Origin of the sequence: Ruegeria sp. HKCCD7296 (assembly GCF_013110775.1) — a bacterium.
Lineage (GTDB): Bacteria > Pseudomonadota > Alphaproteobacteria > Rhodobacterales > Rhodobacteraceae > Ruegeria.
On record NZ_WVRF01000011.1, the window covers coordinates 108754 to 134627 of the forward strand.

The 25874-nt window shown below is 54.3% G+C and carries 18 protein-coding genes and 1 pseudogene; 8 read left to right on the forward strand and 11 right to left on the reverse strand.

Annotated features, from left to right (window positions below; genetic code table 11):
• Positions 1-19: 19 nt before the first annotated feature.
• Both GS632_RS15105 and GS632_RS15110 read right to left on the reverse strand, forming a co-directional pair.
• Positions 20-1273 (reverse strand): ABC transporter substrate-binding protein, encoded by a 1254-nt coding sequence (locus GS632_RS15105; RefSeq protein WP_171176350.1) that lies wholly within the window; start codon positions 1271-1273, stop codon positions 20-22.
• A gap of 95 nt (positions 1274-1368) precedes the next feature.
• Positions 1369-2415: an ABC transporter ATP-binding protein gene (locus tag GS632_RS15110; protein ID WP_171176341.1), complete on the reverse strand. Its 1047-nt coding sequence runs from the start codon at positions 2413-2415 to the stop codon at positions 1369-1371.
• Positions 2416-2572: 157 nt separating this feature from the next.
• Between GS632_RS15110 and GS632_RS15115 the strand changes: the two genes are divergently transcribed.
• On the forward strand, positions 2573-3574 hold the full coding sequence (locus GS632_RS15115; RefSeq protein ID WP_171176339.1) for an ester cyclase: 1002 nt from the start codon (positions 2573-2575) through the stop codon (positions 3572-3574).
• Positions 3571-4482 carry an amidohydrolase gene (locus GS632_RS15120; protein WP_171176337.1) on the forward strand — a complete coding sequence of 304 codons (912 nt, stop codon included), beginning with the start codon at positions 3571-3573 and terminating at the stop codon, positions 4480-4482. The genes GS632_RS15115 and GS632_RS15120 overlap by 4 nt, the downstream gene beginning before the upstream one ends.
• Here GS632_RS15120 and GS632_RS22175 read toward each other — a convergent pair.
• The 3 genes and pseudogenes from GS632_RS22175 to GS632_RS15135 all read right to left on the reverse strand — a co-directional run.
• Positions 4430-4974 (reverse strand): annotated as a pseudogene (locus GS632_RS22175) (transposase); the annotation flags it as partial. The gene GS632_RS15120 and the pseudogene GS632_RS22175 sit on opposite strands and share 53 nt — an antisense overlap.
• Positions 4975-4997: 23 nt before the next feature.
• Positions 4998-7154: a hypothetical protein gene (locus GS632_RS15130; RefSeq protein ID WP_171237996.1), complete on the reverse strand. Its 2157-nt coding sequence runs from the start codon at positions 7152-7154 to the stop codon at positions 4998-5000.
• A 1-nt stretch (position 7155) separates the two neighbouring features.
• Positions 7156-8346, reverse strand: a complete 1191-nt coding sequence (locus GS632_RS15135; RefSeq protein ID WP_171237995.1) for a phosphatase PAP2 family protein — start codon at positions 8344-8346, stop codon at positions 7156-7158.
• Positions 8347-8512: 166 nt separating this feature from the next.
• Between GS632_RS15135 and GS632_RS15140 the strand changes: the two genes are divergently transcribed.
• Positions 8513-10099 (forward strand): tetratricopeptide repeat protein, encoded by a 1587-nt coding sequence (locus GS632_RS15140; RefSeq protein ID WP_171721274.1) that lies wholly within the window; start codon positions 8513-8515, stop codon positions 10097-10099.
• Positions 10100-10198: 99 nt separating this feature from the next.
• Here GS632_RS15140 and GS632_RS15145 read toward each other — a convergent pair whose 3' ends face one another.
• The 4 genes from GS632_RS15145 to GS632_RS15160 form a co-directional block, all read right to left on the reverse strand.
• Entirely contained in the window at positions 10199-13327 is a 3129-nt protein-coding gene (locus GS632_RS15145) for a trypsin-like peptidase domain-containing protein (RefSeq protein WP_171721273.1), read from the reverse strand.
• A 710-nt stretch (positions 13328-14037) separates the two neighbouring features.
• Positions 14038-15981: a DUF3604 domain-containing protein gene (locus tag GS632_RS15150; protein ID WP_253284487.1), complete on the reverse strand. Its 1944-nt coding sequence runs from the start codon at positions 15979-15981 to the stop codon at positions 14038-14040.
• A 308-nt stretch (positions 15982-16289) separates the two neighbouring features.
• Entirely contained in the window at positions 16290-16934 is a 645-nt protein-coding gene (locus GS632_RS15155; RefSeq protein ID WP_171237992.1) for a class II aldolase/adducin family protein, read from the reverse strand.
• A gap of 119 nt (positions 16935-17053) precedes the next feature.
• Complete coding sequence (locus tag GS632_RS15160) at positions 17054-18175, reverse strand: GTP-binding protein (protein ID WP_171721272.1); 1122 nt, start codon at positions 18173-18175, stop codon at positions 17054-17056.
• Between the two features lie 396 nt (positions 18176-18571).
• Between GS632_RS15160 and GS632_RS15165 the strand changes: the two genes are divergently transcribed.
• From GS632_RS15165 to GS632_RS15185, 5 genes are read left to right on the forward strand one after another with little or no spacing between them, the layout of a single operon-like run.
• Complete coding sequence (locus GS632_RS15165) at positions 18572-19192, forward strand: glutathione S-transferase family protein (RefSeq protein WP_171176329.1); 621 nt, start codon at positions 18572-18574, stop codon at positions 19190-19192.
• A 37-nt stretch (positions 19193-19229) separates the two neighbouring features.
• On the forward strand, positions 19230-19898 hold the full coding sequence (locus GS632_RS15170) for a cupin domain-containing protein (RefSeq protein ID WP_171176327.1): 669 nt from the start codon (positions 19230-19232) through the stop codon (positions 19896-19898).
• Between the two features lie 3 nt (positions 19899-19901).
• Complete coding sequence (locus tag GS632_RS15175; protein WP_171176325.1) at positions 19902-20585, forward strand: SDR family NAD(P)-dependent oxidoreductase; 684 nt, start codon at positions 19902-19904, stop codon at positions 20583-20585.
• A 3-nt stretch (positions 20586-20588) separates the two neighbouring features.
• On the forward strand, positions 20589-21650 hold the full coding sequence (locus tag GS632_RS15180) for an NAD(P)/FAD-dependent oxidoreductase (RefSeq protein ID WP_171176323.1): 1062 nt from the start codon (positions 20589-20591) through the stop codon (positions 21648-21650).
• A 4-nt stretch (positions 21651-21654) separates the two neighbouring features.
• Entirely contained in the window at positions 21655-22215 is a 561-nt protein-coding gene (locus tag GS632_RS15185; RefSeq protein WP_171176321.1) for a TetR/AcrR family transcriptional regulator, read from the forward strand.
• A gap of 602 nt (positions 22216-22817) precedes the next feature.
• On the opposite strand, the gene GS632_RS15190 is transcribed toward GS632_RS15185, so the two are convergent.
• Positions 22818-24161, reverse strand: a complete 1344-nt coding sequence (locus tag GS632_RS15190; RefSeq protein ID WP_171721271.1) for a cytochrome P450 — start codon at positions 24159-24161, stop codon at positions 22818-22820.
• Between the two features lie 15 nt (positions 24162-24176).
• On the reverse strand, positions 24177-25859 hold the full coding sequence (locus GS632_RS15195; RefSeq protein WP_171176317.1) for a peroxidase: 1683 nt from the start codon (positions 25857-25859) through the stop codon (positions 24177-24179).
• Positions 25860-25874: the final 15 nt, after the last annotated feature.

Consider the following 25874-nt stretch of genomic DNA (forward strand, 5'->3'; position numbering starts at 1 on the left):
CCCCTCAAGTCGGGGAGATTTACTGGAGGAAGCCAGCCTCTTTGGCGGACGTCCGGTAAGACGCCTCAACATCAGCGAGCGCCTGTTCAGCGGACTCGTCGCCCTTCAGGAAGTCAGACAATTCCTTGCCAAGCGCGGCATGCAGAATGCCGATCTGCGGGATCATCGGATACGGTTTGGCACCGCCCTGCGCCGTCGCCGAAACACCAGCAGCGGCTGGGCCAGGCTGATAGCCATTCAGCAGCCAGACGGCATCATCGTTGTTTGCCGCCACCATCTCCGGTGTCAGGGCGCTGACCAATGCCGCAAAGGTGGCTTCAGCTTCTTCGTCTGATACGTTGGACGCGATCGAGATTCCGTCCCACCACAGCGTTGCAGCCGGGATCGAACCACCGCCAACGGTCGGCGCCGCGGACAGAACCGTGTTCGACGTCACTTCTTCCGAGGAACCCTCGTCATCCAGGATCGGCGCACCGCGCGAGCCCCACATGACACCAAGTGCGGCCTGACCAGCTTCCCACAGGCCTTGGGTTTCGTTCGAGGCATGGGTCAGGTGGTCGGGATGCGCATATCCAGCAAGCGCCTTCATAACTTCAAGCGTAGCCAGACCTTTTTCGTTGTTGATCGCAGGCTCGGCAGTGCCCGGTTCAAAGAACTCTCCACCATGGCCAAGGTAGATCATGTTGAACACCTCGGCGAGGTTCCAGCCACCGTCACCGGCGCTCAGGTTCATCACGATCGGATGTTCCATGATACCGGCGGCACGGATCATCTCGGCGGCCTCAAGGACTTCCTCATAAGTCGCTGGAATACCCTCAAAGCCGGCCTGCTCGAGAATGTCGGTCCGCGAGAACAGATGCTGCGAGTTGGCCATAAAGGCCACAGCCATGACATTGCCATCGATGGTGATCAGCAAGTTCGGCGAGATGTTTTCGCCGTATTTTTCAACCAGATCATTCAGCGGACGCACAAGGCCGTCATTCATCAGCTGAGTCAGCGTCGAGTTGGCCAGAATAACCGATGTGTATTCAGACGGGTTCGGCGTCAGGGCCGCGTTCATGATCTGGCGCGCCTCGGTTGTGTGGTTTGTCGAAAACTCAGACGCGCCACCTGCGCAATTTTCCTCGGCGGTGCCTGCAACGGCGTGGATGGCCGGGAAGTCACTGGCCAGAATTCGGATGGATTGACCTTCGGGACCGCAGTTCGCCGCATACGCAGCCGAACCCATCAATCCGACGAAAGTGGTTACGGTAGCTAGCTTTCTCAGAAACATCTCATCTCCCTGTTTCTCTGAAGTGTCGTGCGCGCCCCTGTCGCGCACAAAGTTCGGGCCCCGGGGCTGATCCCCGGTGATTTGCGGGGCTACTTTCAGATCCGTTCGCCGGTTTGGCCGTCAAACAGATGACAGATTTCGACCGGCACCGAGATCGACACCATGTCGTCAATTTCAGCCCGGAAATTCTTGTCGGCCTTCACGGACACCAGCGCTCCACCAACGCGGACCGAGATCATCGTCGCGTCGCCCAGCAACTCCTGGGTATAGATCGGAGCATTGATTTGCCCCCGCCCGTCTTCGGCAAGCGTGGCGTCTTCCGCACGGAAGCCGAGCGTAAGAGGACCGTCAGGTGCGTTGATATTCGCGATTTCCACGTGGTCGGCTAGAAACGTGCCGTTGCGGACTTGGCCTTCCATCAGGTTCATGGCCGGGTTGCCGATAAAACTGGCCACAAAGGTATTGGCCGGGGTGTCGTAAATTTCGGTCGGGCTACCCACTTGCTGCACGACGCCTTGTTTCATGACAACCACGCGATCGGCAAGCGTCATCGCTTCGATCTGGTCGTGGGTGACGTAAATTGTGGTCACCGCCAATTCGTGGCTTAGGTTTTTGATCTGTGCCCGAGTGGACACGCGTAGCTTGGCATCAAGGTTGGACAGCGGTTCGTCCATTAGGAACACATTGGGTTCGCGAACAATGGCACGGGCAAGCGCAACACGCTGGCGCTGACCTCCCGACAATTCTGCTGGCTTGCGATGCAGGAAGTCGTCCAGTTCGACCATGGCGGATGCGCGACGCACTTTTTCGTCATGCGTAGACGGGTCGATGCCGCGGACTTTCAGCGGGAACCGGATATTTTCGTAGACGTTCATGTTCGGATACAGAGCGTACGACTGGAACACCATCGCGACGTCACGATCCTTGGGCTCCATATCATTGACCCGGGTACCGTCAATCAGAATGTCACCTTCACTGGCGTCCTCTAGGCCGGCGATCATGCGCATGGTCGTCGTTTTGCCACAGCCTGATGGGCCGAGAAGAACCAGAAACTCTTTGTCGGAAATCGTTAGATCGAAATTGTCGACCCCGACAAACGAACCCCAACGCTTGCCAACGTTGCGAAGTTGAATCTCGGCCATTGAGTCCCTCCCTGCGGGTCGTCATGCATACGTTTGCAAAAAGCATAGACAACAAAAGAAACATCTGGCAAGCTTTTTTTGCATGCGCATGCAAAAGCGGATTTGCCCCTCATAAACTGCTCTGATGCAACAGTTAAAGCACTGAAAGAAATTGATAATGTCTTACGATGCCGAAAAAACGATCGTTCTTGAGTACTACGAGGCGCTAGGCAACGCAGATGAATCGGATGTCACTGACACGATGTCTAACTACTGCGCGGAAGACTACCTGTGGCGCGGATTCCATCCGTTTGATGAACTGCACGGCTCTGAAGATGTGGCCCAGAAATTCTGGCACCCTCTGAAGCACAGCCTAAAGCACCTGCAACGTCGGATGGACGTGTTCATGGCCGGTAAAAACGAGATCGACGGGTTCAGCTCGATCTGGGTCGTGTCGATGGGTCACCTCATGGGCCTTTTTGACAATGAGTGGCTGGGTATCGCCCCAACAGGCAAGATGGCGTTTCTGCGCTACTGCGAATTCAACAAGGTAGATAATGGCAAAATCAGCGAGACGGCGATGTATTTCGACATCCCTCACCTCATGATGCAGGCCGGGCTTCAGCCCTTCCCGCCACAGACCGCAGCCCATCTTGTTCAACCCGGACCGATGACGCATGACGGGCTGATGTTTGGCCCGCAGCCCGCCGAAGAGGGCAAGAAAACGCTCGGCACGATTAATGCCATGATTTCCGATCTGGGCCAATGGAACAGCGGCCTGAGCCTTGTGGACGAATTGCACCAGACATGGTGCGAAGACATGATCTGGTGGGGTCCTGCCGGGATCGGTGCGACTTATACGATCGAGCGCTATGCAAAGCAGCACTCGGGCCCGTTCCGCGCATCCTTCACGGACCGCTCAAAGACCAAACATATCTGCCGCATGGCTGAGGGTCAATATGGTGGTTTTTTCGGCTGGCCGAATTTCACGGCGCGACCCACCGGCGGGTTCATGGGCATGCCCGCCACCGACAAGGCCGGTGAATTCCGAGTTATCGACATATATCGACGCGACGGTGACAAACTGGCCGAGAATTGGATTTTCATCGACCTGCTGCATTTCTGGAAACAACAGGGGGTCGATATTCTGGCCCGTATGGCGAAGGTACCACGGACATGATTGGCTGTGTCGACGCGCATCACCACCTATGGGACCTTGAGACAGTGCACTACCCTTGGCTGATGGCGCGCGGTGTGGATAGGTTCTTTGGCGACCCGACGCCAATCCAGCGGGACTACCTGCTAGATGAATTCCGGTCCGAGGCCGCACCCAGCAGTGTACGCGCTTCGGTCCATATTCAAGTTGGGGCCGAAAACGGTCTGGACGAAGCTCGGTGGGTCCAATCCGTTGCCGATGCCAATCCAGATTGGCCGATGGCGCAGGTTGTGTTTTGTGACCTGACCTCAACCGACCTGCCCGCCCAACTCGACAGGTTTCAGACCCTCCCGACTGTTCGCGGCGTGCGCCAGATCGTTGGCCGCGCACCCGGAGAGGACGCGCAGACAGGCACCAATACCCTACTCGACGACCCACGTTTTCTGATCGGCTTGCAGGAAGCAGGGCGGCGGGGTCTCAGCTTTGATCTGCAACTCATCCCTGAACTGATCGAAAAAACCGCTCGAATTCTAGCACGGGCGCCGAACACGCGGATCGCGCTGTGTCACGCAGGCTCACCGCATGATCGCAGCGCGGCAGGCCTGAACGACTGGGCTCAGAGACTGCATGCGCTGTCTGATCTGCCGCATGTCTCATGTAAATTGTCTGGCCTGGGCATGTTCGACCACAAATGGACCGCGGAAAGCGTACGCCCAATTGTGGATGAGTGCCTCGCCCAGTTCGGAGCGAATCGAGTCATGTTCGGTTCAAACTTCCCGGTCGACAAGCTCTACGGTGACTACGCCTCTCTGATGCAGGCTTACCACGATCTGGTGCCCGCTGAGGTGCACTCGGCAGTGTTCAGTCAGACCGCTGCGCGTTTCTATGATCTTGAGCTGCCAGAAATCTCTGAGCTTGCGACGGTAACTTGAACCGTCCCACGATCTTCTGTCGTTTTCGGCCCGTTAGATGCGTTTGTTCTGCACGGTTGCTCAACACTTTGTGGGATCGGTATTTGGCTGACGGCGCAAGACTCTTTACCGGCTCGAAATAGCCGCGCAACTTGTCCGATATGACAACAAGCGGGTCTTCATATGCACTTTTGAAACGCTGTAGAAATCGCCTGGCTGCCTTTGCATTGCGCTGCTTCTGGACCAGAAGATCAAGCGTGTTGCCATATCCAGATGCCACTTGTCACTATGCCCGGGACGGTCACGTTTGATGCAACTCGCAAAAGGGCGGCCAAACCGGTTCACCCAAAGCCGAACGGTTTCCCGACTGGCAGCCACACGGCGTTCGGCATACAGGTCTTCAACATCAGCCGTACTAAAAGAAAACCGATGATACGCCCAGATCACATACGCGATCAATGCGCGTGGAAAGCGGAAGCCTTTGAGGTCGGGCATATCTGTTGGTATCTTCATCCAAATGCTCCAACCAACCCACCCTAGAAATTCAATTTGGTAATGCCACGCCCACCTCTGCGAGCGCGCATTCCCACTCCTGCGCCGACGTCGCAATAGCTATCGGGATATGGCAGATGCCCAGCCCCTGCTTTCAATGGCGCAGCATGCTTGTAGTGTTCGGGACGACCCTCATTCGCGTAGTTGCGCGCTTGTGTTTGAAGCCACGGCTGCCCAAGTTCAGCGTCAGGGTCAGTCAACAGGCAATCAATCATCATCCGCGAACTGAGTGCCGTCGCAACGCTGGTTCCGTTCATCGCCAGCGCCGCGCCGTCCCGAGGCCCGGCCCCCAGGATGCCTGATTTTGTGTCACTGTCGTCGCACGGGAAAATAACATCAACATCCGATTGACTATTGAACGCAGGCGGGGCGTGATACCCGGTGGCAGAGTATGTCGCCGGACGACCGTCAGAGTTGCGATACCCTCCAATCATAGAAACATAGGGGGTTGAAGCGAGCGCGTTATGGGTTCCCACCCGGCTGATTGGCCCGTTATCAAGGGGTTTGTCAGGTTCGCAATACGAATAGCTGTCACGCACATGTCCGCTTTCCAGGTAGTCGCGGTAAAGCCTGTGGTCGAAATACGCGCGCCTTGCGTTTTGCGGCAACGGACCGCCAAACAGATCAGCCTGAATGTATGCGTCAAATCGCAGAGTGTTTTTTATCCCTTTGAAAGTAAATTTCCAACGACCAGCGGGGGCAAGCTTTACCGTTGTGTTCCGGCGTTGGTTTTTCATCGGGAAAAAAACCAAAGTCGGCGCAAGGGCAACAACAACACGCAATCTAACTTGATCCTTGGCGCGCAAAGGCGACTGGTTCAGATTATAGTAGACCCGCCCGATCTGAGCTGAATTGTCCGGCGAACTTATTTGCCGCACTTCCGGAGCTCCGCGCCCTGGGTTTTTTAGACCGATTGGAATTTTTCGGCCGTCGGGAAGATCGATTTGAAGTTCAAGCCGCTCCAAGTAACCAGAACTCTTGTTGAAAGGTTCTGACCAGAACTCGACATAGGTTGAGGAATGATCGCTGGGCTGCACAATAACTTCGAAAGGCTCATGACCGTCCGGTTTGACCAGATCACGCCCCGAAACACGCATCAGGTTAGAGTTCCCTGCCGGCATGTTGACGAAGGTCTTCACCTTCCGTGGCCTACATTTCCGTTTGCGGTTCTTCAACGGCGCGTCATCGTCAAAATCACAGGCCCTATTGCGAATTTCGTTGCGGATCACCTGTTCCATCTCCAATGAACCATCTTTCGGCCCGGCTTCAAAACCGAATGAAAAGTTCACAACAACAGGAAACTGGTGATCTGCGTCAAAACCAGGACACTTAGCTTTGTGTTTGGCCGCGGAAATTGCATCAGCGAGGCGAATAATTCGGATCAAACCCAGAACTGCATGATATTGTAGAAAGTTCCCCGCGTGACCGTGAAGGAAAAGTGGTGGCAAGGATATAGCCACCAAATGGCAACGTGGGCGCCCATCGTCCAAACTCGCGCCCAGCGCGCCTGGGTTTATTCCACCCGCCACATCAAGAATATGCGTACCATGAGAGGCAGAAAGTTGAAGTTCTTTGGCGCCTTCCCAACTTGGCTTATCCGCGTCTACAGCCCCAGTCGCACGGTTAAAGCTTTCCTGATTCAAAGGGTTCTTCAAGTCTCCGCCGCTGTGTTTGCGAAGTTCTGCTTCGATCTGAACCGTTGAAAATTCGCGCCCGAACGGAAGATGCCGCGCACCTTTTTTGCGGGCATCTGCGCCTTGCAGCCAGGCCGCCAACAACCGCGACTGTCCGTTCTCAAACCGAAGCCGTTTCTGGCCCAGTGCAAAACTTGTATCAATCACTCCCAGAATAACGTCATCGGTGCGTATATGGGGGTAATCTTCCGCGTTGGCTTCCCAGGACTCCCAAGCATTGGGACTGAAATCCGTGTTGGTCGCGCCTTCGGGTAAAGGAACTTCAATTTTGCGCTTTTTCTTATCGTGCAAGCCAAAGATGTTCCGCTCTAACGGCTGAATGTCGATCCGGGTGCAGTCGTCGGAGCGTTGTGTCCTGCTGCCTTCTGCCAAGGCCCACCAATCCACGTAGGGGTCGGAATAGTCAGGCTGCAACAAGCTGGAAGGTGATGAAGTGGGTTTTCCCATATCACCACTCCTGATTTGCTTCATTCCAAAGGTGACGCGCTATGGATAGCGGAGCGAAGCCGCCTTTTAGTTCGGTCACATCTTTTTCTTGGGACAGTTCTAAAAACTCACTCGGAAGAAAATCCGGCGTGCTGTCTGAATAGCCCCAATACCTTCTGGGATTTGATTTCTGAACTCTGAGTTTCCGCGGCGCTTCGGCTTTTGGGTCGTTCGCGTCTTCACAAGCACTTGCCCCCAGATTGTAGATCAACTCTCCTAGAATGACGCCGATATAAGCGCCTGCTCGGCAATCAATTGGGAAATGCACCCCAGAAACAACTCGGTTTACTCCGATCCGATGGGCCAACAGGAAAGGTAATGGGGCTTCCTCTGTCCCGAATTTTACTTTCCCGATGTCGCCAGCAAGTGAGCGCTTCATGAAACGATGTAAAACCGTGGCCACCGCAAATGCTTCGATCGAATGACCGGCCGGAAAAGTCGAATGATCAGGGGTTTGAATAATTGGCTGAACTTCAGCAGCATAGTCTATTGGGCGTTTTTGGCGAAGGTTGTACTTCATCAATGCAGCCACATGGATTGCGACTGAAAGTGTAACGGACAAATACAAAAGCGTTTTACTGCGGCGCCCGTTGTCCAGATATGCATGTGCACCAAAGAAAGACAGCATATCGCTCAATTGAACCTGAATTTCTGGTATCCGGTCGGCCCTCAGGTCGGCATATGCACGGACCCAACGCAACTGATCTTCAAAATACTCTTCTCTAGGTCGTTTGATATTGACCAACATCTGAGACTTTGGGGTCCCTTCAACGTCATGCAAATACACAAGTTTGGCTTTGCCATCGGTGAAGCCGCCACTTTCGTTGGTCGCCCCCAGAACAGCCAAGCGGCTGCGCAATTCGCTATCGAGGATCATCGCCTTGGTTGGGTTTCGGACGTGCTCCAAGTAAGTCGCGTCAGTCGGGAACGGAGTCACCGGACTGCCACGACCAGTCCAATAGTTAATCAAGCCGTCACGAGATGTATTTAGCGCGGCGCTCAGAAGCGGGGACGCAGGTGAGCCCGCGTGCCTGCTGATAAAAACCTCGCCTGCCAGACCAACGTCACCAGCACTACCTGCACCCGGTCCGGTTCCGGGGCCCGTGCCCGGTCCGGTTCCAGGCCCGGTACCCGGCCCTGTCATACGTGTCATAACAATCCCCCCTGAGCTGCTAAGCTTAACAACAGTCAGCGCAAAATTGAGTGAGTCAATGCTGCAGCTCTTGCGCGGTGGCATTTTTGACGCATTAATAACGGTAGCCGATCCTAAGCGCTGTGATTTCTGAGTGCTGCAATTTAGTTCGAGAGGCTGTGGCATTGTGAGTATTGTCGCCCATATAACGGGCCCATTTCGGTTAGAGACCGACCAAGGCATTGATCTTACGCCCAGATCGGCGAAGGTCTGTGGCCTTTTGCTGCTGCTGCTCACTTCTCCTAATGGAAGTCGCGAAAGGGTGTGGCTGCAAGACAAATTGTGGAGTGACCGGGGCAAAAATCAGGGCGCAGGTAGTCTTCGTCAGGCGGTATATCAGTGCAAAAAGTCGCTTGGCGCTCAAGCAGCGCTTGTGACTTCGACAAAGCTCAGAGTGTCTTTGAACCTTAACGAAATACGGATCGATGACAGCAATTTCGGAGAGTTCGCTGAAGGGATTGATATACGTGATCCCGAATTCGAAAACTGGCTTTCATTGGAACGGTCGAGCCGCTCAGTCGATCAAAATGTGGTTCCATTGCGGCCGGCGAGCGCTCCTGAACCATCGGTGAAGCCACCTACAATCACTTTAGCCATCGAAACACTGCCCGGCCCAAACCCGTTGGCCGATTGGTTCACCGAGGTGACGGCGGACCAATGCTCTACAATGCTACATCAAGTTATCGGTGCAAATGTCATTGGACCAGAAACCGAAACTCAGTATGAGCCGGAGTTTCAACTGACGTTGAGCGCTGTTCAGAGCGACAATGGCTGGGTTTTCATGCGCGCCAGGCTGCGCGAAGCACCGTTTGGGCTGCAAATCTGGTCGGGACATCGGATCATCAAGTCCCTTCTGGAAAATCCGTTACAAAACAAAGATATGTCGCAAATGGTTTTCGAAATCACAGAGACCATTCGACATCGATTTAGTCAGCGTCGCGACGACAATAATGCTGGATCTCCTTTGATGAGCTCAAAGGCGATTTCAAGTATGTTTGCAATGACCGAACAGGGCGCGGATTACGCTGACCGCCTGTTGGCCTCTGCGTATGACAATGATCCCCACGCCACGCACCTTGCCTGGCGAGCGCAGGTTCGTGTTATCCAGTTCTTCGAACGCTACAAAAACGGGAATGCAAATATTCTTGAAGAAAGCCGCGAACTCGCGTCCCAAGCGCTCGAGAAAGAGCCCAACAACTCAATGGTTCTTGCGTTAGTTTCGAACAGTTTAAACTACCTTGAAGGTCGATTTCACGATGCGTTGTCCCACGCCGCACGTGCCGTCGAATTGAACCCTGGAAACCCTTTCGCCTGGTGGACACTTGCTGCTGCACAACTAAACAATCACGAGTTGGAATTAGCTTATGAGTCCTCTCAAAGATCAAGAGAACTGTTACGCGGTTCAACACTCGAGTTTTTGCCCGAAGCGCTGTTAGGCGGGTCTGCTTTGGCGCTGGGTATGGAACAAGTTGCCCTTCGGCATTTTGAGCGTTCGCTGAGTTTCAGACCAACTTTCAAACCTTCTCTTCGATATGCAATTGGCCTTAACGCCAAACACGGAAACTTGGACCGGGCGCGAAAGCTCGTTGTTTCGTTGAGCAATCAGGAAGAGGGGTTCAAACCTGACCAACTCGTGGAGGATGGAAAGTATCCCACTTCATTGCTCAGGCGGGATGAGAGCGTTGATTTTCAAGTTTTCCGAGACTTGTCCTGACTTTTCCTGCAAGGCCATTCGCAGGAGCCATGAGGCAGGGGACCCGACCCATCACAAATTGTATGTTCACAATGGCCCCCTGAAACACAGCACAAAACCTTAGAAATCAAGATTCATCAATTCCGCCATGTCCGGCGTCCATGTTCCGGTTGCAAAGCCAATGGTGTCATTTTGAGCACTGGCGAGCAGTTCTTTGGTTCGCGGGCCAAATTTGCCGTCGCTTAACGCATCGATTTGTTGCTGAAGCTTTGCCACCACCTCACCCTGCGAGCCATGTCGCAAGCAGGCCAAACGCGGCCAGTCAACCGGATTGGTGAGTGAATAGGCTGCTGCCTCGTGCCCGGTCAGCAACATCACATCATAACGTGACCCGTGTCGTTCCCCATCAAACCCGGCGGCCTTGCGGAACCGGCGCCATTCTCCTGTCCCGGTCGTATGGGATGAACCGCTGCCATGTTGGGTGCCCGGCAACGTGAGACATCCTTGCGACGAAAAGCTGACTGACAGGAATGCTGGATGGATATTGTCACCGGGTTTGGTCCGGTCCCAATAGTCTTGAGTTCCATAGGCCAAGTCATTGTGTGTGCGCAATGTCGTGACAGTGCTGGAATTGACTGGAAGCGGCCCGTTTCCCTGGCGCAAAACGAATTTTACCTCGCCATTCACCGTGGAAAAATGTGAGCCGACACAATATTCGTAACACCCGGTCGGCAGCATATTGCACAATACTTTCGATGTGCCGAAATTCACGCGGTTATAGTATTTGAGCATCTGCGTTCTGCGCGGCACGGTCGAGGCCGAGTACAGCGACAAAACACCCGTTACGACATCCGCGACGCCGATCACGCAGCGAAAGTTCTCATGATCAGGCGAGATCGGTTGAAGCTGTGCTTCGGTGACGCCTTCAAGGCGGGACCCACCATTACGAAGCTTGCATCCGCGCAACCCAAAAATCAGCTTATTATGACCATCTGTCACTGGCGCAAACCCGTTGATTTCGGCCAAGCCTTTCAGGGTCGCCAAGGTGAGCTCGAAGGGGTGATCCGCAAACTCTTCCGGAAGATGCCAGGTATCCGGAGCGTTTCGCGGCGACGAGGGCCAATAGGCGTCATGGGCCGACAATTTCGGTCGTGCCACTTGTGTCTCAAAGGCGCTGGGCAAAAGGATGGTCGTATCAATATTCTCCATCCATGCGTCTTCATCCATACGTTCCGCTGGCGTGAGGGGACCAATCGAAGCGGCCGAAACCGGAGCATTCAAAGGCAATGGATCTGATCCGTTCCTGGCTTGCAACAGCACTTGATCGACCTCAGCCGCCATGGCGCTTCCTACATTTCGTTTGTTCAGGATGTCTTTGAGAATTTCGCTGACACGTATACCCCGATTGGCCACGAACTGGCCTGGATTTGCCGGATCGGGCACCGCCATGTGATGCAGAGCAACTAACTGAAATTCTTCATTAAAGACTGGCGCTCCGGAAGATCCCGGTTCAGTGTCTGTGACATAATACAGAAACTGCCGCCGCCGCCCGAGAACCAGGTTTTCCCGCAGCGCAACTTTCTTCAGGTCCCCACGCGGATGTTGAATGATATTGACGTATTCGCGTTTCAAGGCCTTGCCGGACCGGGGCAACATTTCGATGTGGCCGAACTCTGAAAGGCTGCGGCCATTGCTGGATGTCGGCTCAACACTCACAATTGTATAATCGTGCGACACTGACGTCAGGAAGACTTCCTCTGTCATGCGAAACGTCGCCGGTTCGTTGAGCGTGCCATCTATGTCGAACTCATGCCCAAAGGTCACCTGAGAACTCCGCGCCAGACTTGGGTCGCCCAGTACATGGTTGTTTGTCAAAAGCAGATTGCCGCCAATCAAAAAGCCGGTTCCAAAGCTGGACCCGAACCCTGGCGAGCGTACAAATAGTCGTGCAACGGCGTTGCCCATCAGCGCACCGCGTGAAAGAACATAAAACTCGTCAAGGTTTCGGTCACCGATGACACGCTCATACGCGGAGGCTGCGTTTGGAAGGCGGTAATCCTGCCGTGCCCGTACGAGCTCCGGGTCGTCCGGCAGGTGTATTTCCTGCTCCAACTCCTTGAGATCAGCATGAGCAGCGGCCACGTTCTCAGAGCAAAGCGCAAATTCTGCGTCGGCATTTTTTGGATGTGGCACAGATTGTTGCTTGAGCCGATCATACAACGCGTTGCTAACTATGGCTTCCGGCTGTGGCGTGCCAAAACCAGGAATTGAGGCAGAATGACCTGCCAAACCTGAAATCGATAACCGCGTGCCAAGATTGCCAAGAACCAACAAGACTTTGTTTGCAACACGCTCGAATCCGGGGTTGCGCGGGTGAATCTCATCATACCAACTGGAAACGTTGCCTCCGACTGAGGTTCGCACATCGACATAACGCACGTTACCGGCAAAACCGGACGCAAACGCTGCCAGCGCGTCATTAAAACGCCCGACGATCAGCTCTACGATTTCACGTCCAATGCCGAGCGGGATACCTTTTTTATCCAATGGCTTGCCCAACCACTTACCGTTGTTCTGCGGCAAGGCGTTATCGTAACCGTGAACCAATACGACAAGCGAAGGCTTTGTGGCCAACGCGCTGTCGACCATGTCGCGGTAACTGTCCATTACTGTCTTCAGTGCCGAGTTGAATGCGTTTTCGTTCAACAGCGCTTTGGCGGTAGATCCGGGTTGATATGGTTTCAGAAGCTTTACAAATCGACCCTCGCCCAACAAATCATTCCCACCCATCGACAACATGAAAATGTCCGGATCCAGCTCGTGAATTTTATCTACGTGCTCGGATGCCAGCGCCATATTCGATGCAAGATCACTTGGCGCAGACAGCGAATAGGTCGGAAAAATCCGAGACACATTGTCGATCACGTCCCGAAGAAAGACAGGGTATTGGTGCCAGCTGTCCCCCTCTTCCAAGATGCGCAGCTTGTTCGGATGTTGCGCGATCATCCTTTTGTATTGTCCGTTTCGAATTCGACGCGCCCATTTCGTCACAACGCCAATCAGATCAACGCCTTCAAGCAGCTGATCTTCGAAATCTAACCCCTTCAATGTGACGGCGGCAGAGTAGGGCTGAATTTGATCTTCGGGTGCCAGCTCTTTGACATGTTCAGCCAGTAGCGCTTCGGCTTCTTCGAATTTTTCTGCATTAATAAGGTCTGACAGTTTCTTTTCGAACTCAGTGAGTTTCATAGGAATACCTTTTTTAACAGCATCAGTTCTGCGCAATTGGATCTTTTGAAAGCGCGAACGGCGTTCTGAATTGGTCACAAAAACCTCGACAGCCCAGCGAGGGACTGCGCCAGCTACCGTGTGTTTACCCTTGCCGAACGCGGAAAAATTCAGTGGTTCTATTGGAAAGACGCATTAGACGCGAGATCCGCAGCATTGCGTATCGGGTCGATGAGAAAATCCACCAGCAATCGGGTTTTGACACGTTTCGCGCGCTTTTGTTGCAGGCGCAAACCCTCATCAAAACGCGTGTTGGGGACTCACTCGTATGCACAACTCCACTGGTCACCGTAATCTCCTATCCCACACAGATTTCGCAATGACCACGATTCTAGGGACAGGCCGTCAGCGCAGCGTCAAACTGGCGTTAAAACGCCATTCGCTGACCCAAAGGGTTGAATTTTTGTTCAGCTAGATGTGAAAAGCCCTTTGCCTATGCCGCACTTTTCGTTGGGCATTCAGATAAATGAGGCCGATCATCACGGCCTTCTCGTCGACGTACTCGGCTGTCACACCGACCGTCATCCACGCGGGGCTTACCCTGGGACTTGAAAAAAGATTGAGAGTCGCGTCATTTGCGCGTCTCTCAACCAGAAAAGATCATACATGTGCACCGCTTGTTTTAGACGCGAAGACTCATGTGGTACGGCGAAGAACAATGGGTCCTTAACCTAGTTCTCCGGAGTATACCAAATCGGGGAAGTATACGCTCGTTCCTGCGTAGACGTGGGAACGTCATTCGGAATCTCATCGCCAAACCGGACTGCCTCATAGACTGTCCATCTTGGCGTTGGGATTTCCAGAACCCGCGCGTAGTAGAAAGCCTTTTGTTCGGGATCAAATTCCGGGTCGGTCCAGACGATTATCAATTCCGGCGCTCCGATAGAGTTCGTGAACGTGCCTGTCTCAACGTCTACGGTGTTGCCAACAGATGGTAACTTACCAGCGTCGTCGATAACGCGGTCATCAGACCAAACGACGTTAAACACTTGCTCCTGCGTCTCGCCGTCAGCCGTTAGCCAGCCCTTGACGATCTGAATTCTATCAAGATTGCCAGAATATGGATCCTTGAGGGCAGCGACGAGAAAGGACGGCGCAGAGGCATCGTCTGGCGCTGCTTGCAGATCTCCTCCCATTGGCACGCCTTTTTCATAGCCAATTTTCGCGGGAAGCCGGGATTGAGCATCAGACGCGTCGAAGTCCCATCCGCCAAAGAAACGTACGGTAATACGGCTGCCGGTTGTGCCGTATACTTCCTTGCGCTCCATTGCGTCAAAAATAGAATCCCGCGTGTTCTCCTGGGCCCAAACAGCTGCATAACCCGACGCCGCCATCTGCCAGCCTAAAATTCGCGTCGCTTCAAATTCGCCGACCACATGTTGCCAGCGGCCCGGTTCCGGCTCTACCCCCGAGTGTTTGCCGAAAAAGTTGTCTTCCTGCGCCGTGGCCAATGCAGTGTGGCTATCAGTCGATCCAACGACACCAAATTTGAAAGGGTTTGTCCCAAGCTGCTGTTCCAGTTTCAAACCATTCTTGAACGCTTCGCGCGCATATTCATACTGCAACATCCAGTCTTCCTTTGGCACAGGGCCAAGGTTCGCGACGTCCCAGGTTTCGTAATCTGCAAACTCATCGTTGGGACTCAGAAACGGATGGGCTTCACCGTCACCCTTTATCTGTGTGATCTCATAGAGAGGCTCCCATTTGGCACGCCGTTCCGCATAATCTCCTGTCAGCGGTTCCCCGGTGTCTGGATTTGTCTCGACCGGAAACATCAGACCGTTCGAGACATTCCCATTGTGCGCCAGCGCCAATACACGGCCGCCGGTCTCTTCTTCGTACCGCTCCATCCAATCCCACAGGTCTTCCGGATTGAAGGTTTCTGCTGTGGTGAACGGCAGCATTTGGCGGGCTCGAATTGCATCGTCGCGATAGATGACATTGCGGTGGAGGTTGTTACCGCCCTCGGTCGACGTCCATTCATACCCGATAAAGGCTGTGAAAGAGCCGGGATCATCAAACGCGTCAGCGGTTTTGGTAAAGTCATCCCAAACCGATTGCACAAAACGGCGGTCCGCTATTGCTTCTGGCAATGCACCACCGGATATGCCCGCAAAAGTCTCGATAACTTCCATGGTTGCACCCAAAGCGACGTCGCCGCCCTGATTCAACCGGTCATTCCAATCACGCAAAGTCGGATCACGCATGAGTGTGGCGTTACCAGCCACGATTTCATTCATCGCACCCATGGCGTCGGAATGGTCAGAGACCACGAGCCAATCAAGCGGACGGGATAATTTCGCCTGCAACCCGTGCGATGTTGTCACTTCTTCGCCGCGGGCAAAACGAAACGCGTCGGCAGGCGACAACAACACCCCAAAGGCACGCGCATCCAGCGAAAGTGAGGTGTGCAGATGTGTGTCACCCCAAAGCGGTCGGGTCGGGAAATCCCGCCCGGCATAAGGTGAAAATGTATCCGCTGCCTGCGCGCGCATGTCGGATTTCGAAATCGTCATCTCACCAACTTGTCCACCTTCTACGGCGTCCTGCGCGAGAATGGATGTTGCGGACATGAAGAAGCTAAAAACTGTGGTCGTGCTATACAGGATTCTCATAACGATATTCCTATCTTTGCAAATGATACCTGATGCGACCATTTTGAAACCGCTGCTGTCAAGTTAGTATCGTGTGCGCAACTCGGGCGCACGCTATCAGTGTGTGCGATCCTACTCGCGGGGTCTTCCAAGCTCGCTATGGTGTTTCAAACCGTGATCTTAAGGAAATCATGGATGGTGTTATATTTTGACTGAATCGCTGGGTGACAAGATATTCAGGCACAATCGCTGAGGCAGGGCATGCCACCTTTGGCCCGCAGGCCCGGATAAATTGCAAGTCGCTACCGCGCCGAACGACTGAGATTGTCTCAGTCAGAAGACTGCCCATAGCTTTGACTGTTCATCTTCTCAATCACAGCCGCCATTTCCTTGTCTGACAGAACAGGCGGTTCCCCCAAAGCCAATGCGTTAATGTAGATTTGCGAAAGTGTCTCGACCTCTGTGGCAAGCCACAAAGCAGCGCTCAGGCTTTTGCCGATTGCGATTTGCCCGTGTTGCCCAAGCAGACAGGCACGACGCCCCTCTAACGCGGTCAGAGCTTTGTCCGATAACTCTTGCGTTCCGAAGGTGGCATAGCCCGCACATTTGATATCGGTGCCTCCGGCAACTGCAGTCATATAGTGAAAACTTGGAATACTTCTGTGATGGCAAGCCAGCGCCGTCGCGTGGACAGAGTGGCAATGCACCACGGCATTTGCATCGGTTCGTGCCTCAAGAATGTCCCGATGAAAGCGCCATTCAGACGACGGCCTGGGACCCTGATAAGATCCGTCAAAAGCCATGTCCACGATGTCTTCCGGTGTCATCGTGTCATAAGGCATACCCGAAGGTGTAATCAGAAAACCGTCCCCCGCGCGTACAGACACGTTGCCAGACGTGCCCTGATTTATTCCGCTCGCGTTCATGGCGCGGCAGGTTGCGATCAGAGCCGTGCGCAGTTCAAGGTTTTCCACGTAAAAACTCCCGATGAATTTACCCAGCCACGTTTCCAGAGCAAATCCAACATTTTTTGGTACAAGATGGCAATCGTCTTTCCTGTATGAGCTTATAGCTTGATGCCGGTCATTATCTGTCACCTGCACTTCGTCAAAGACTTAGCATCTGCAGGCCGTGCATTACGCAACATATCAAGGCTTCGCTGGATTTCAGGCCGGTTTAGGTTTCGGCCTATCAAAACGATGCGGGTACGCCGGTCTTTGCCGGTCCAATTCTTCAACGGGACCGGCGGGTCAAATACGTGCTGGACGCCATGGAAAGCAAACGGCGATTCAATTCCCTCGAGAAACAAAATACCTTTCACACGCAGGATATCCCGGCCCTTGTAGGCAATCAAAGTGTCGAACCACTTATCAAAGACTGCATCATGCAACGCCTCGTCCAGAACAATCGAAACAGACGAGATATCTGTATCATGGCGTCGAAACTCGGAAGTGGTCCCAGGTTTTGTGTTTGAGGTTGACATGAGCCCTGAAAGGTTGCCCAGAGGATCATTTGCAACCTTGGGCGTCGTCCAGGAAATAGCATCCTGTTGACGGGCGTTTTCGCGCATGCTCGTCAGGTTCCGCAAGCTTTTCGGGCCAAAATCATGATCAGATGGGCGAACAATGTCGGCTGTTGGATTGAGACCGCGCAGCCGTTCGGTCACAGCTTTATTAGATGCTTCAGATACTAGGTCCGTTTTGGTTAGGACGATCAGATCGGCCACCGCGACCTGCGAAACGGCCTCGAACTGGGCATCCAATGTTGCAGGCCCATTCACCGCGTCCACCACCGTCACGACGCCATCCATTCGCGTATTTCGCGCGAGAAAAGGATCGACAAGCAGCGTCTGAAGGATTGGCCCCGGATCTGCGAGACCAGTGGTCTCGATCACAATGCGGCCAAAGTTGAGCATGCCTTCGTCGCGCCGTGCGAGCAACTTGACAAAGGTGTCCGAAAGGTCTCCGCGGATTGAACAACACAAACAACCTGACGACATCACCATCACATCGCCGTCCACCTTTTCAATCAGGTCATGGTCCAGACCCACTTCGCCGAACTCGTTCACAATGACGGCAGTTGGCTCAGAAGTTGGAACGGCCAGCAATTGGTTCAGCAAGGTGGTCTTACCCGCCCCCAGAAATCCGGTTAGCAGCGTTACAGGTATGCTCGGGTCATCAACCTTTTCTGACCGGTTTTTTGAGGCATGGGCCATGAACATCACAAGCTCAGTTTTGAAATAACATTACATCAGTATGGTGAATCAATTGGGCTGTCCAGTTAAGCTGCGCCGTTACATTCCTTCTGCCATATGTTCACCACCCGACCAGTTACAAAACAAGGGTTAACGCCCTGATGCAAATCTTCGACGGCGCGTTCCATTTTAACCAAGAAGTCCGACAGGGTTGGTATTCCCTGCGTACCGGCGTGCCGTTCCAAATCCTGACCTTGTTGTCACTGCGAAAGGCGAAATGTGCGGCAATCAGAACCCTAAAGAACTAACAAAAAACCTGTTTCTTAGAACCTAGGAAAGAATTTCAAAAATGAGGTTGCAAACCTACCTATTGATAGGTAGAGTTCGCATATTGCAATCCCAAACGGAGGCATTCCAATGAAGATTTATGATGTCGAGGGTTTCCCGAATCCCGCCCGCATTCGCATCGCGCTGGCCGAAAAAGGCGTTTCAGATAAAGTGGAATTCATACCGGTGGATGTGATGGGCGGCGAACATCGCACGCCCGAATTCAAGGCCAAGAACCCCGATGCGGCTGTGCCCTGCCTGGAACTGGAAGACGGATCACATATTGCTCAGTGCAACGCGATCACCGAATATATCGATGCAATGTTCGACGGCCCTTCGCTGACAGGTGTGACCGCACAGGAACGCGCACGCATCTCAATGATGAACCTGCGTGCGGAAAACGGTCTACTGAATGCGGTTGGAACCTATTTTCACCATGCCACACCTGGCTTGGGCCCGGATCTTGAAACCTATCAATGCGCCGAATGGGGCAATAAGCAGAAAGAGGTCGCCGAGAATACCATGGCGTATCTGGACTCTGTTCTGGCCGAAAACGACTACTTGGCCGGTGACACATTCTCGGTGGCTGACATAACAGCCTTTGCAGGATTGGCGTTCGCCGATTTTGCCAAGGTTGAAATTCCCGAAAGCCTGACCAAACTCAGGGCTTGGCGTGCGAAAATAGCGACCCGCCCGTCTATTGCAGCCTAAGCGAAACCTGACATTTAAGTCGAAAGGACCTTTCCCCATGGAACTCAACTCGGATTTCACGTCCCGTGTCGTTGTTCACTCCGACCAAATTGAGTGGCAGGCCTCGCCTATGAAGGGTGTGGACCGGCGCATGCTGGACAGGATCGGTGGCGAAGTCGCCCGCGCCACCACCATTGTGCGTTATGCACCGGGCAGCAAATTTTCGGCCCACACCCATACAGGCGGTGAGGAATTCATAGTCTTGGACGGCGTCTTTCAAGACGAACACGGCGACTATCCCGCCGGCACCTATGTGCGAAATCCTCCGACCACGGAACACACACCAGGCTCGGAACCCGGATGCACCATCTTCGTCAAACTCTGGCAGTTCAACATGGAAGATCGCACCCAATTCCGCAAAACCATGACTGAAGAGTTGGCTTCACCAGTGAACGGTGTCGCAAGCGCAACCCTGCACAGGGACGACCGCGAGATCGTAACGTACAGCCATCTTGACCCAGCTGCGACCTTGGCTTCGGACGCGACGGGAGGGATCGAGCTTTTGGTCATCGACGGCTCAATCACAACCGGGGGTGACGTTTTGGGGAAAAACGGTTGGTTGCGCCTACCCGAGGGTGAAGCTCTTTCCGCCGTAGCTGGACCAGAAGGCGCAAAGGTCTGGATGAAAACCGGGCACCTTCCCTTTGCCCAACCACCGGCGGTGTAGCATATGAAATCCGCTAATCCACTGGCGCTTGTCGCAGGTGCTGGGGCTGGCCTCGGCCAGTCTCTCCTTTCCCGATTTCAAGCTGGCGGCATGACCGCCGTTGGCCTCGGCCGAAGTCGACCGGAAAGCCCAGTCGGCACTTTTCATGAACTTGATCTGAGCGACCCTGAGGCTGTCGGCCCAACCATCGCGGATCTGATAGCGACCTATGGCCCGCCAAAAATCGTGGTCCACAATACTGCTGAACTGGTGATCGCACCCTTTCCCGAAACCACATTAAAGGATTATCAGCGGGCTTGGACATCAATGGTGCAATCGCTAGTGGTCCTTGGGCAATGCGTGCTGCAACCCATGGTGCGTGGCGGCGGTGGTACGCTGATCGTGTCTGGAGCGACTGCATCGCTGCGGGGTGGCCCGCGTTTTTCGGCTTTCGCGTCCGCCAAGTTCGCTTTGCGCGGGCTGACGCAATCACTCGCGCGAGAATATCAACCAGCCGGCGTGCATGTCGCTCATGTGATAGTGGACGGTATCATCGATACACCTCGTTCTCGTGATTTGCATAGTCTCGATCCGGCGAAAATGATCAAACCCGGCGAGATTGCCGAGGCGTACTGGCAACTTGCACATCAGCCGCAATCGACCTGGACACATGAGCTGGACCTACGACCTGCTTCGGAGGGGTTTTGACATATGCAAACTGAGACGTTGATCATTGGCGCTGGCCTGTCGGGCTTGTCGCTCGCGGTGCGGATGGCCGAAGAGGGTCGCGACTTTTTGCTTGTCGAGGCGCGGGACCGACCCGGCGGACGCATTCTAACCCAACGGGTCGGCAAAGGTTACTTCGATGTAGGACCCGCCTGGTTTTGGCCCGGCCAACCCCGGATTGCGGCGCTGATCAGCCAGTTGGGGTTGACGCTGTTCGAACAATACTCAATGGGCGCGCTCAGCTTTGAAGATGAAAATGGACGCGTCGAGCGCGGTCGAGGCTTTGCGTCTATGGAAGGGTCATATCGTCTCAAGGGCGGTTTGAGTGCACTGACCGACGCGTTGGCAGCCCAACTGCCCAAGGCCCGCGTGGTTTTGTCCTCACCCGTTGTGTCGCTGGCGCAGACCCACAAGGGAATAACGGCAAACACAGAGTCGGGGCAGGAATTCCAGGCCAAAAAGGTGGTATTGGCCCTGCCGCCCCGTGTGGCCAGCCAGATCACCTATTCCCCTTCTCTACCGCGGGAAACGCTTACCGCGATGAAGGACGTTCCCACGTGGATGGCAGGCCAGGCAAAGGCTATTGCCATCTATGACCGACCATTCTGGCGCGAAGCCGGCTTGTCCGGCGACACCATGAGCCGCCGTGGGCCAATGGTCGAGATACACGATGCTTCGCCTGACGAAAGCGGCCCGTATGCCCTGTTTGGTTTTATCGGAATACCACCTCACGCCCGCCGGGATCAGCGCCGCTTGCGACAAGCCGTGCAAGACCAATTGACCAACCTGTTCGGACCCAACGCCGCAAAACCGGAAACACTGCTGATCAAGGACTGGGCCTATGATCGCTTCACCTCTACCGAAGAGGATCAACTACCGCTATACGCACATCCGTCATATGGATTGCCACAGGCTTTGACGCAGATTTGGGGAAATCGCCTGATATTCGCCGGAACCGAGGTGGCGTCGCATTTCGGAGGCTATATCGAGGGTGCCCTGGAAGCAGCGGAAAACGCGTTTGCCCTGATCGCTGAAGAAAAGGTTTGAAAGCATGTCGGATACCAAAACTGCGTTACTGGATTTTGCTGAACATGCAGCACGCGCGCGAGGGTTTGACGGGTTTAGCTATGCTGACCTGGCAGAAGCAGTTGGTATTCGCAAAGCTTCGATTCACTATCACTTTCCTACTAAGGCCAATCTGTCCGCAGCGTTGATGGACCGCTATCACACTGTACTTGAACGCGAATGCCAGAAGATTGAGGATAAGTATGAAACTGGATCTGAACGCCTTCAGGCTCTTGTCCAGCTTTACCGGGATGCACTCAACGATGGTAAAACACTTTGCCTGTGTGTCTCGCTGATCAGTAGTCGCGAAAGCCTGTCTGATGAAGTTATCGAAAAAATCCGAGCTTTCAGGGCCATGATGGTCCAGCGGATTCAGTCGATCTTTGAACTTGGCCAGAAGGATAAAACGATCTCGGGCGTGACCAACCCGGCATCCGAGGCCCGCGCCGCTCTGGCATTGCTCGAGGGCGCGCATCTCACCGCCCGGGCGGAGGAAAACATCAAAACTTTTGATGAAGCCATAGGTATTTTGAAGTCCCGTTGTTGACCCAACGTTCCACCTGAGCGATCGCCAAGGCCGTCGGCGGAATGCTAGGTAATGAGTGTCTGCCGATACACCAGAAATCTATGAGTGGAAGACCACACCGGAAGAGTGACAGTGAGTCTGGCTTGGCCGCAATTTCTTCCTCTCTGTCTGAAGTGGGGTCCACATTTTGATGCCGTCATGAATTTCGGCCTTCAGCAATTCGAGAACCGCATCATGTTCAGCGGTAGATGGCAGGTGGGTCATTCGGGGCCGGGTTCCGGGCTCGCCGACAGTTCGTTCAGCAAAGCTTGGGCATGTGAAGCGAGAAAGGCATCTTCGCGCGCGCAAAGTGGCCGGCTTTGCCGCCGAGCATAGAGAAGAGAAAACAGTCATGATTGACGCGACATCAGTTCCTCCACTCTCACCCTTCTAAAGTTGGGCCGCAGTATGGGGTGTGGATCAGAACACCCATCACCACGCCTGAAAGGTTCTGAGCAATTGGATTTCCATGCCACCTTTTCTAAATTCGGAAACTGGAAAATCAAAACCCTGCGTTGGCAACCCAACTCTCAAGGTCAACCCCGGAGAACAGCCGAGTAGTGGTTTCGATGTTGTTGCCCCCTTCAGGTATCGAATTCTAGATGGAAATGGCCGGGGAACCCGGCGATACCTGGTTGGATCTGTCCGGCAGCGCCGGGCGCACGGCGCAGGTTTTTTTGGATCAGAAGCGGTTTCAAGATGGCAGGGATGATCGCCTGATTGATGGTATCACCAAAGCAGCGGTGCATGCCGTAACCCCAGATGATGTAATCCTTCCATGGGCGGTCAGTGCGGAACTCGTTGGGGGCTGGTATGTCAAGGCGGTCAAAACAGGCTGATGCGTTCGCGGCGAAAACGATCTGGCCTTTGCGGATTTTGGCGCGACGCAGGGTAGACGGTGCGATCTCGGTATCGTGCAAGGCTCGGCGGTAGATCACTGGGTTGAACGGATTGAAGCGTAGTGCCTCCCAAATGTGTTGGGCAAGAAGCGCGTCGTCGTCAGCGCGTGCGGCGCGTCGGGCTGAGACGAGCACTTCGGGTCGGTTAAGTAGCTCATCGAGTGCGAGACAGCTGGCCTTTGAGATGGTGGGAATGGCACCGATCAAAAGGCCGAGTAGGTTGTTGCGGATGCCCAGATCGCTCATCCCCGGCGTATCCGAGGATTGTAGCGCAAGGCAACGATTGAGGATGTCCGGAGTTTCGGTAGGGTTGGCCTTGCGTTCCGCGATATGTGCATCAAGGTAGGCACGCAGGAGATCGGCTTGTGCCAGCGCACGAGCTTCACCCGCAGCGTCAGCTCCAAGGTCCTGGAACAGGTACCAGAACAGGTTGGATGTCCATTCCTGCATTTGCGCGGGCTTTGCACCGCAGCCAAAATAGGTTTCAGTCATGTCCCAAGGCACTTCGAGCGTGAGGGATGGGACGATGTCGATCTTGCCCTTGCATTGTGCGATGATACGGTTGGCAAGATCTGCGGCGCGGGGTTGCACGATCTGAGCCACATCGCTCATCCGCGCGGCAAGGCGCATGGCGGACGTGTCGCGGGTATAGTCCCAGCCCGGCTGCATCCCGAGAAAGAAGTTTTCGCCTTCGGTCAGTTTACGCATGCGCGAACCGTAAACGACTTCAAAATCTTCGTTGCGGTTCAGCACATCAAGACAATCGGCGCGGCGGGTGACAATAGCAGTGCCGGTGTTTTCGTAGCATTTCATCAGCACGCGGTTGAACGTAAGATTAGGCCAGAAGGCGCGCAATACGGCAAAGACGCGGCGCTGGGACGCTGGCTTTTGTAGGTAAACGCCGATTCCGCCGGACATAAGCGATCCAAGGCAGCCCGGCAGTAGGCAGGCGAAGGAAAGAAGCCCCTCGCCCCACAAGACGAGGCGTTGAAGGATGCTGAGGAAGATGTTGGCAATGGCGGTAATCATGCACTGATGCTCCGATCAGGTGGGATCAACAATGCCCATGGCCATCATTCGCAGCGCGGTCATGGAAGGCACAAAGAAATAGTCACCTCCGCGGCATTCCACGAAGGTTTTGAGCTTACTCATAACATAAGGCGGTTTGTTGGAACTCGGGTCGGACGGAATCGTGTGGCGTGTGTGGTGGTCGTGATTTCCAAGAAGTGGACAAGTGTTGTTGCCCTGATGGAAATCGAGCCCGTATTGAATCCACTGTTGCTGTATGAACTCGAACTGCCGGAACAAGCTGGCCCCCATGATGATCATGATCACGCCTTGTTCGGTATCATCGTCCTTATGTTCAAAATTATGTGGCCCATAAGGCAGACCGCGCCGCAGAATGCGGCGGCGTTTGTTGAGAGCGCTGGTGGCTTCGGGGTTTTCGAAAGGTTTGCCCGTGGTTTCGTCAATGCCGCCCTTGTTCAGCGGGTCGAGATAGTCGCGGGTGTTCATGCGGCGCATATGGGCACCGCCTGGGCATTTGAAGCCCGTCATGTCATCGCCGTAGCGGAAATCCCGTGCCTCTGGAGACGCAATATAGGCGAGGTTTTTCTTGTAACCTTCGATCGGGTCGACACCCTCACCCCGGAAGCCCATCTTTTCGCCAAAGGCGACCCATTCGTCATAGGTGGGCACCTTCGAGAGCGGTACGCCATCGGACCACCGCCCGCACATTTTGGCGCGTAGGGTTTCCTTGGCTTCTTCGATGGGAACGTTCATCACCTTGGCATATTGTTCGGCCTCCTCGGCGACGACGGCATCGAAAGAACCGACATTTTCGTGCAATTTTCGAAAGGCGAAGAACGTGCCATTTCGCATGAATTCAGGAGGTGTGGCGGTGGGGGCAAGTTCCTGGCTTTCGTCTGGATGGCCAAGGATAAACTCTCCGGTGGCCAATGGTTCCCAGCCATTTCCCATCAACTTACCGCGCCCGATGACGGCAGATTTTTCGTCCTCGGCGCGCAGTTGGCCTTCGAAGACCGGATTGCCAATACCGTCGGTGAAACCAAAATGTTCCTTTGGGGTGGGAAGGATCGCGCCACCGATCTCTTCAAAGACGGCTGAGGCATCCTGATAAGGCTGGTCGCCCTCGGCACCGACACCGGTCAGGTGAGTTACGCCGCATTTTTTGGCGGCCTTGAGCAACCAATCTGTGCGCTCTTCCAGCTCAGGATGTGGGGTTGCAAGGTCGGTTTTGCTTTTGCTCTGCACATTCAGAGTGACCAGCACATGTACGTCGTCATCGCCAAAACCCAAAGTGCCAGGGGCGCGGCTTTTCTGCCAGATCGGGTCCCAGTGCTTTAACCAACTTTGGTCTTTGGCATCTTCGACCTTGGTCTGGTCGCGGTCACCAAGAATAAACGCCCGCTGGCGCATGCCCTCGATGAATTCGGCTGGCATTGCCTGCAGTGTGCGCACGGGCAATTGCAGGGCAAGCATTCCGGGAAAGGTAAGGGCGATATTTGTGGTGCAGGTCGGCTTTAGGTTTTTTTCATTCCAGCGGACAGCGGTTGTGACCTTTTGGCGAACTTCTTCAAGGAATGCGCGCCCGGCCGCGGGGTTGGGGAAATGAAAAAATACATAGCGGGCAAAGGGGAAGGAATGGCGGCCATAGGCGCGGATGACGTTCCCCTGAATGTCATTGAGATTAAGATTGCGTGTCATGTCGTGCTCATGTCT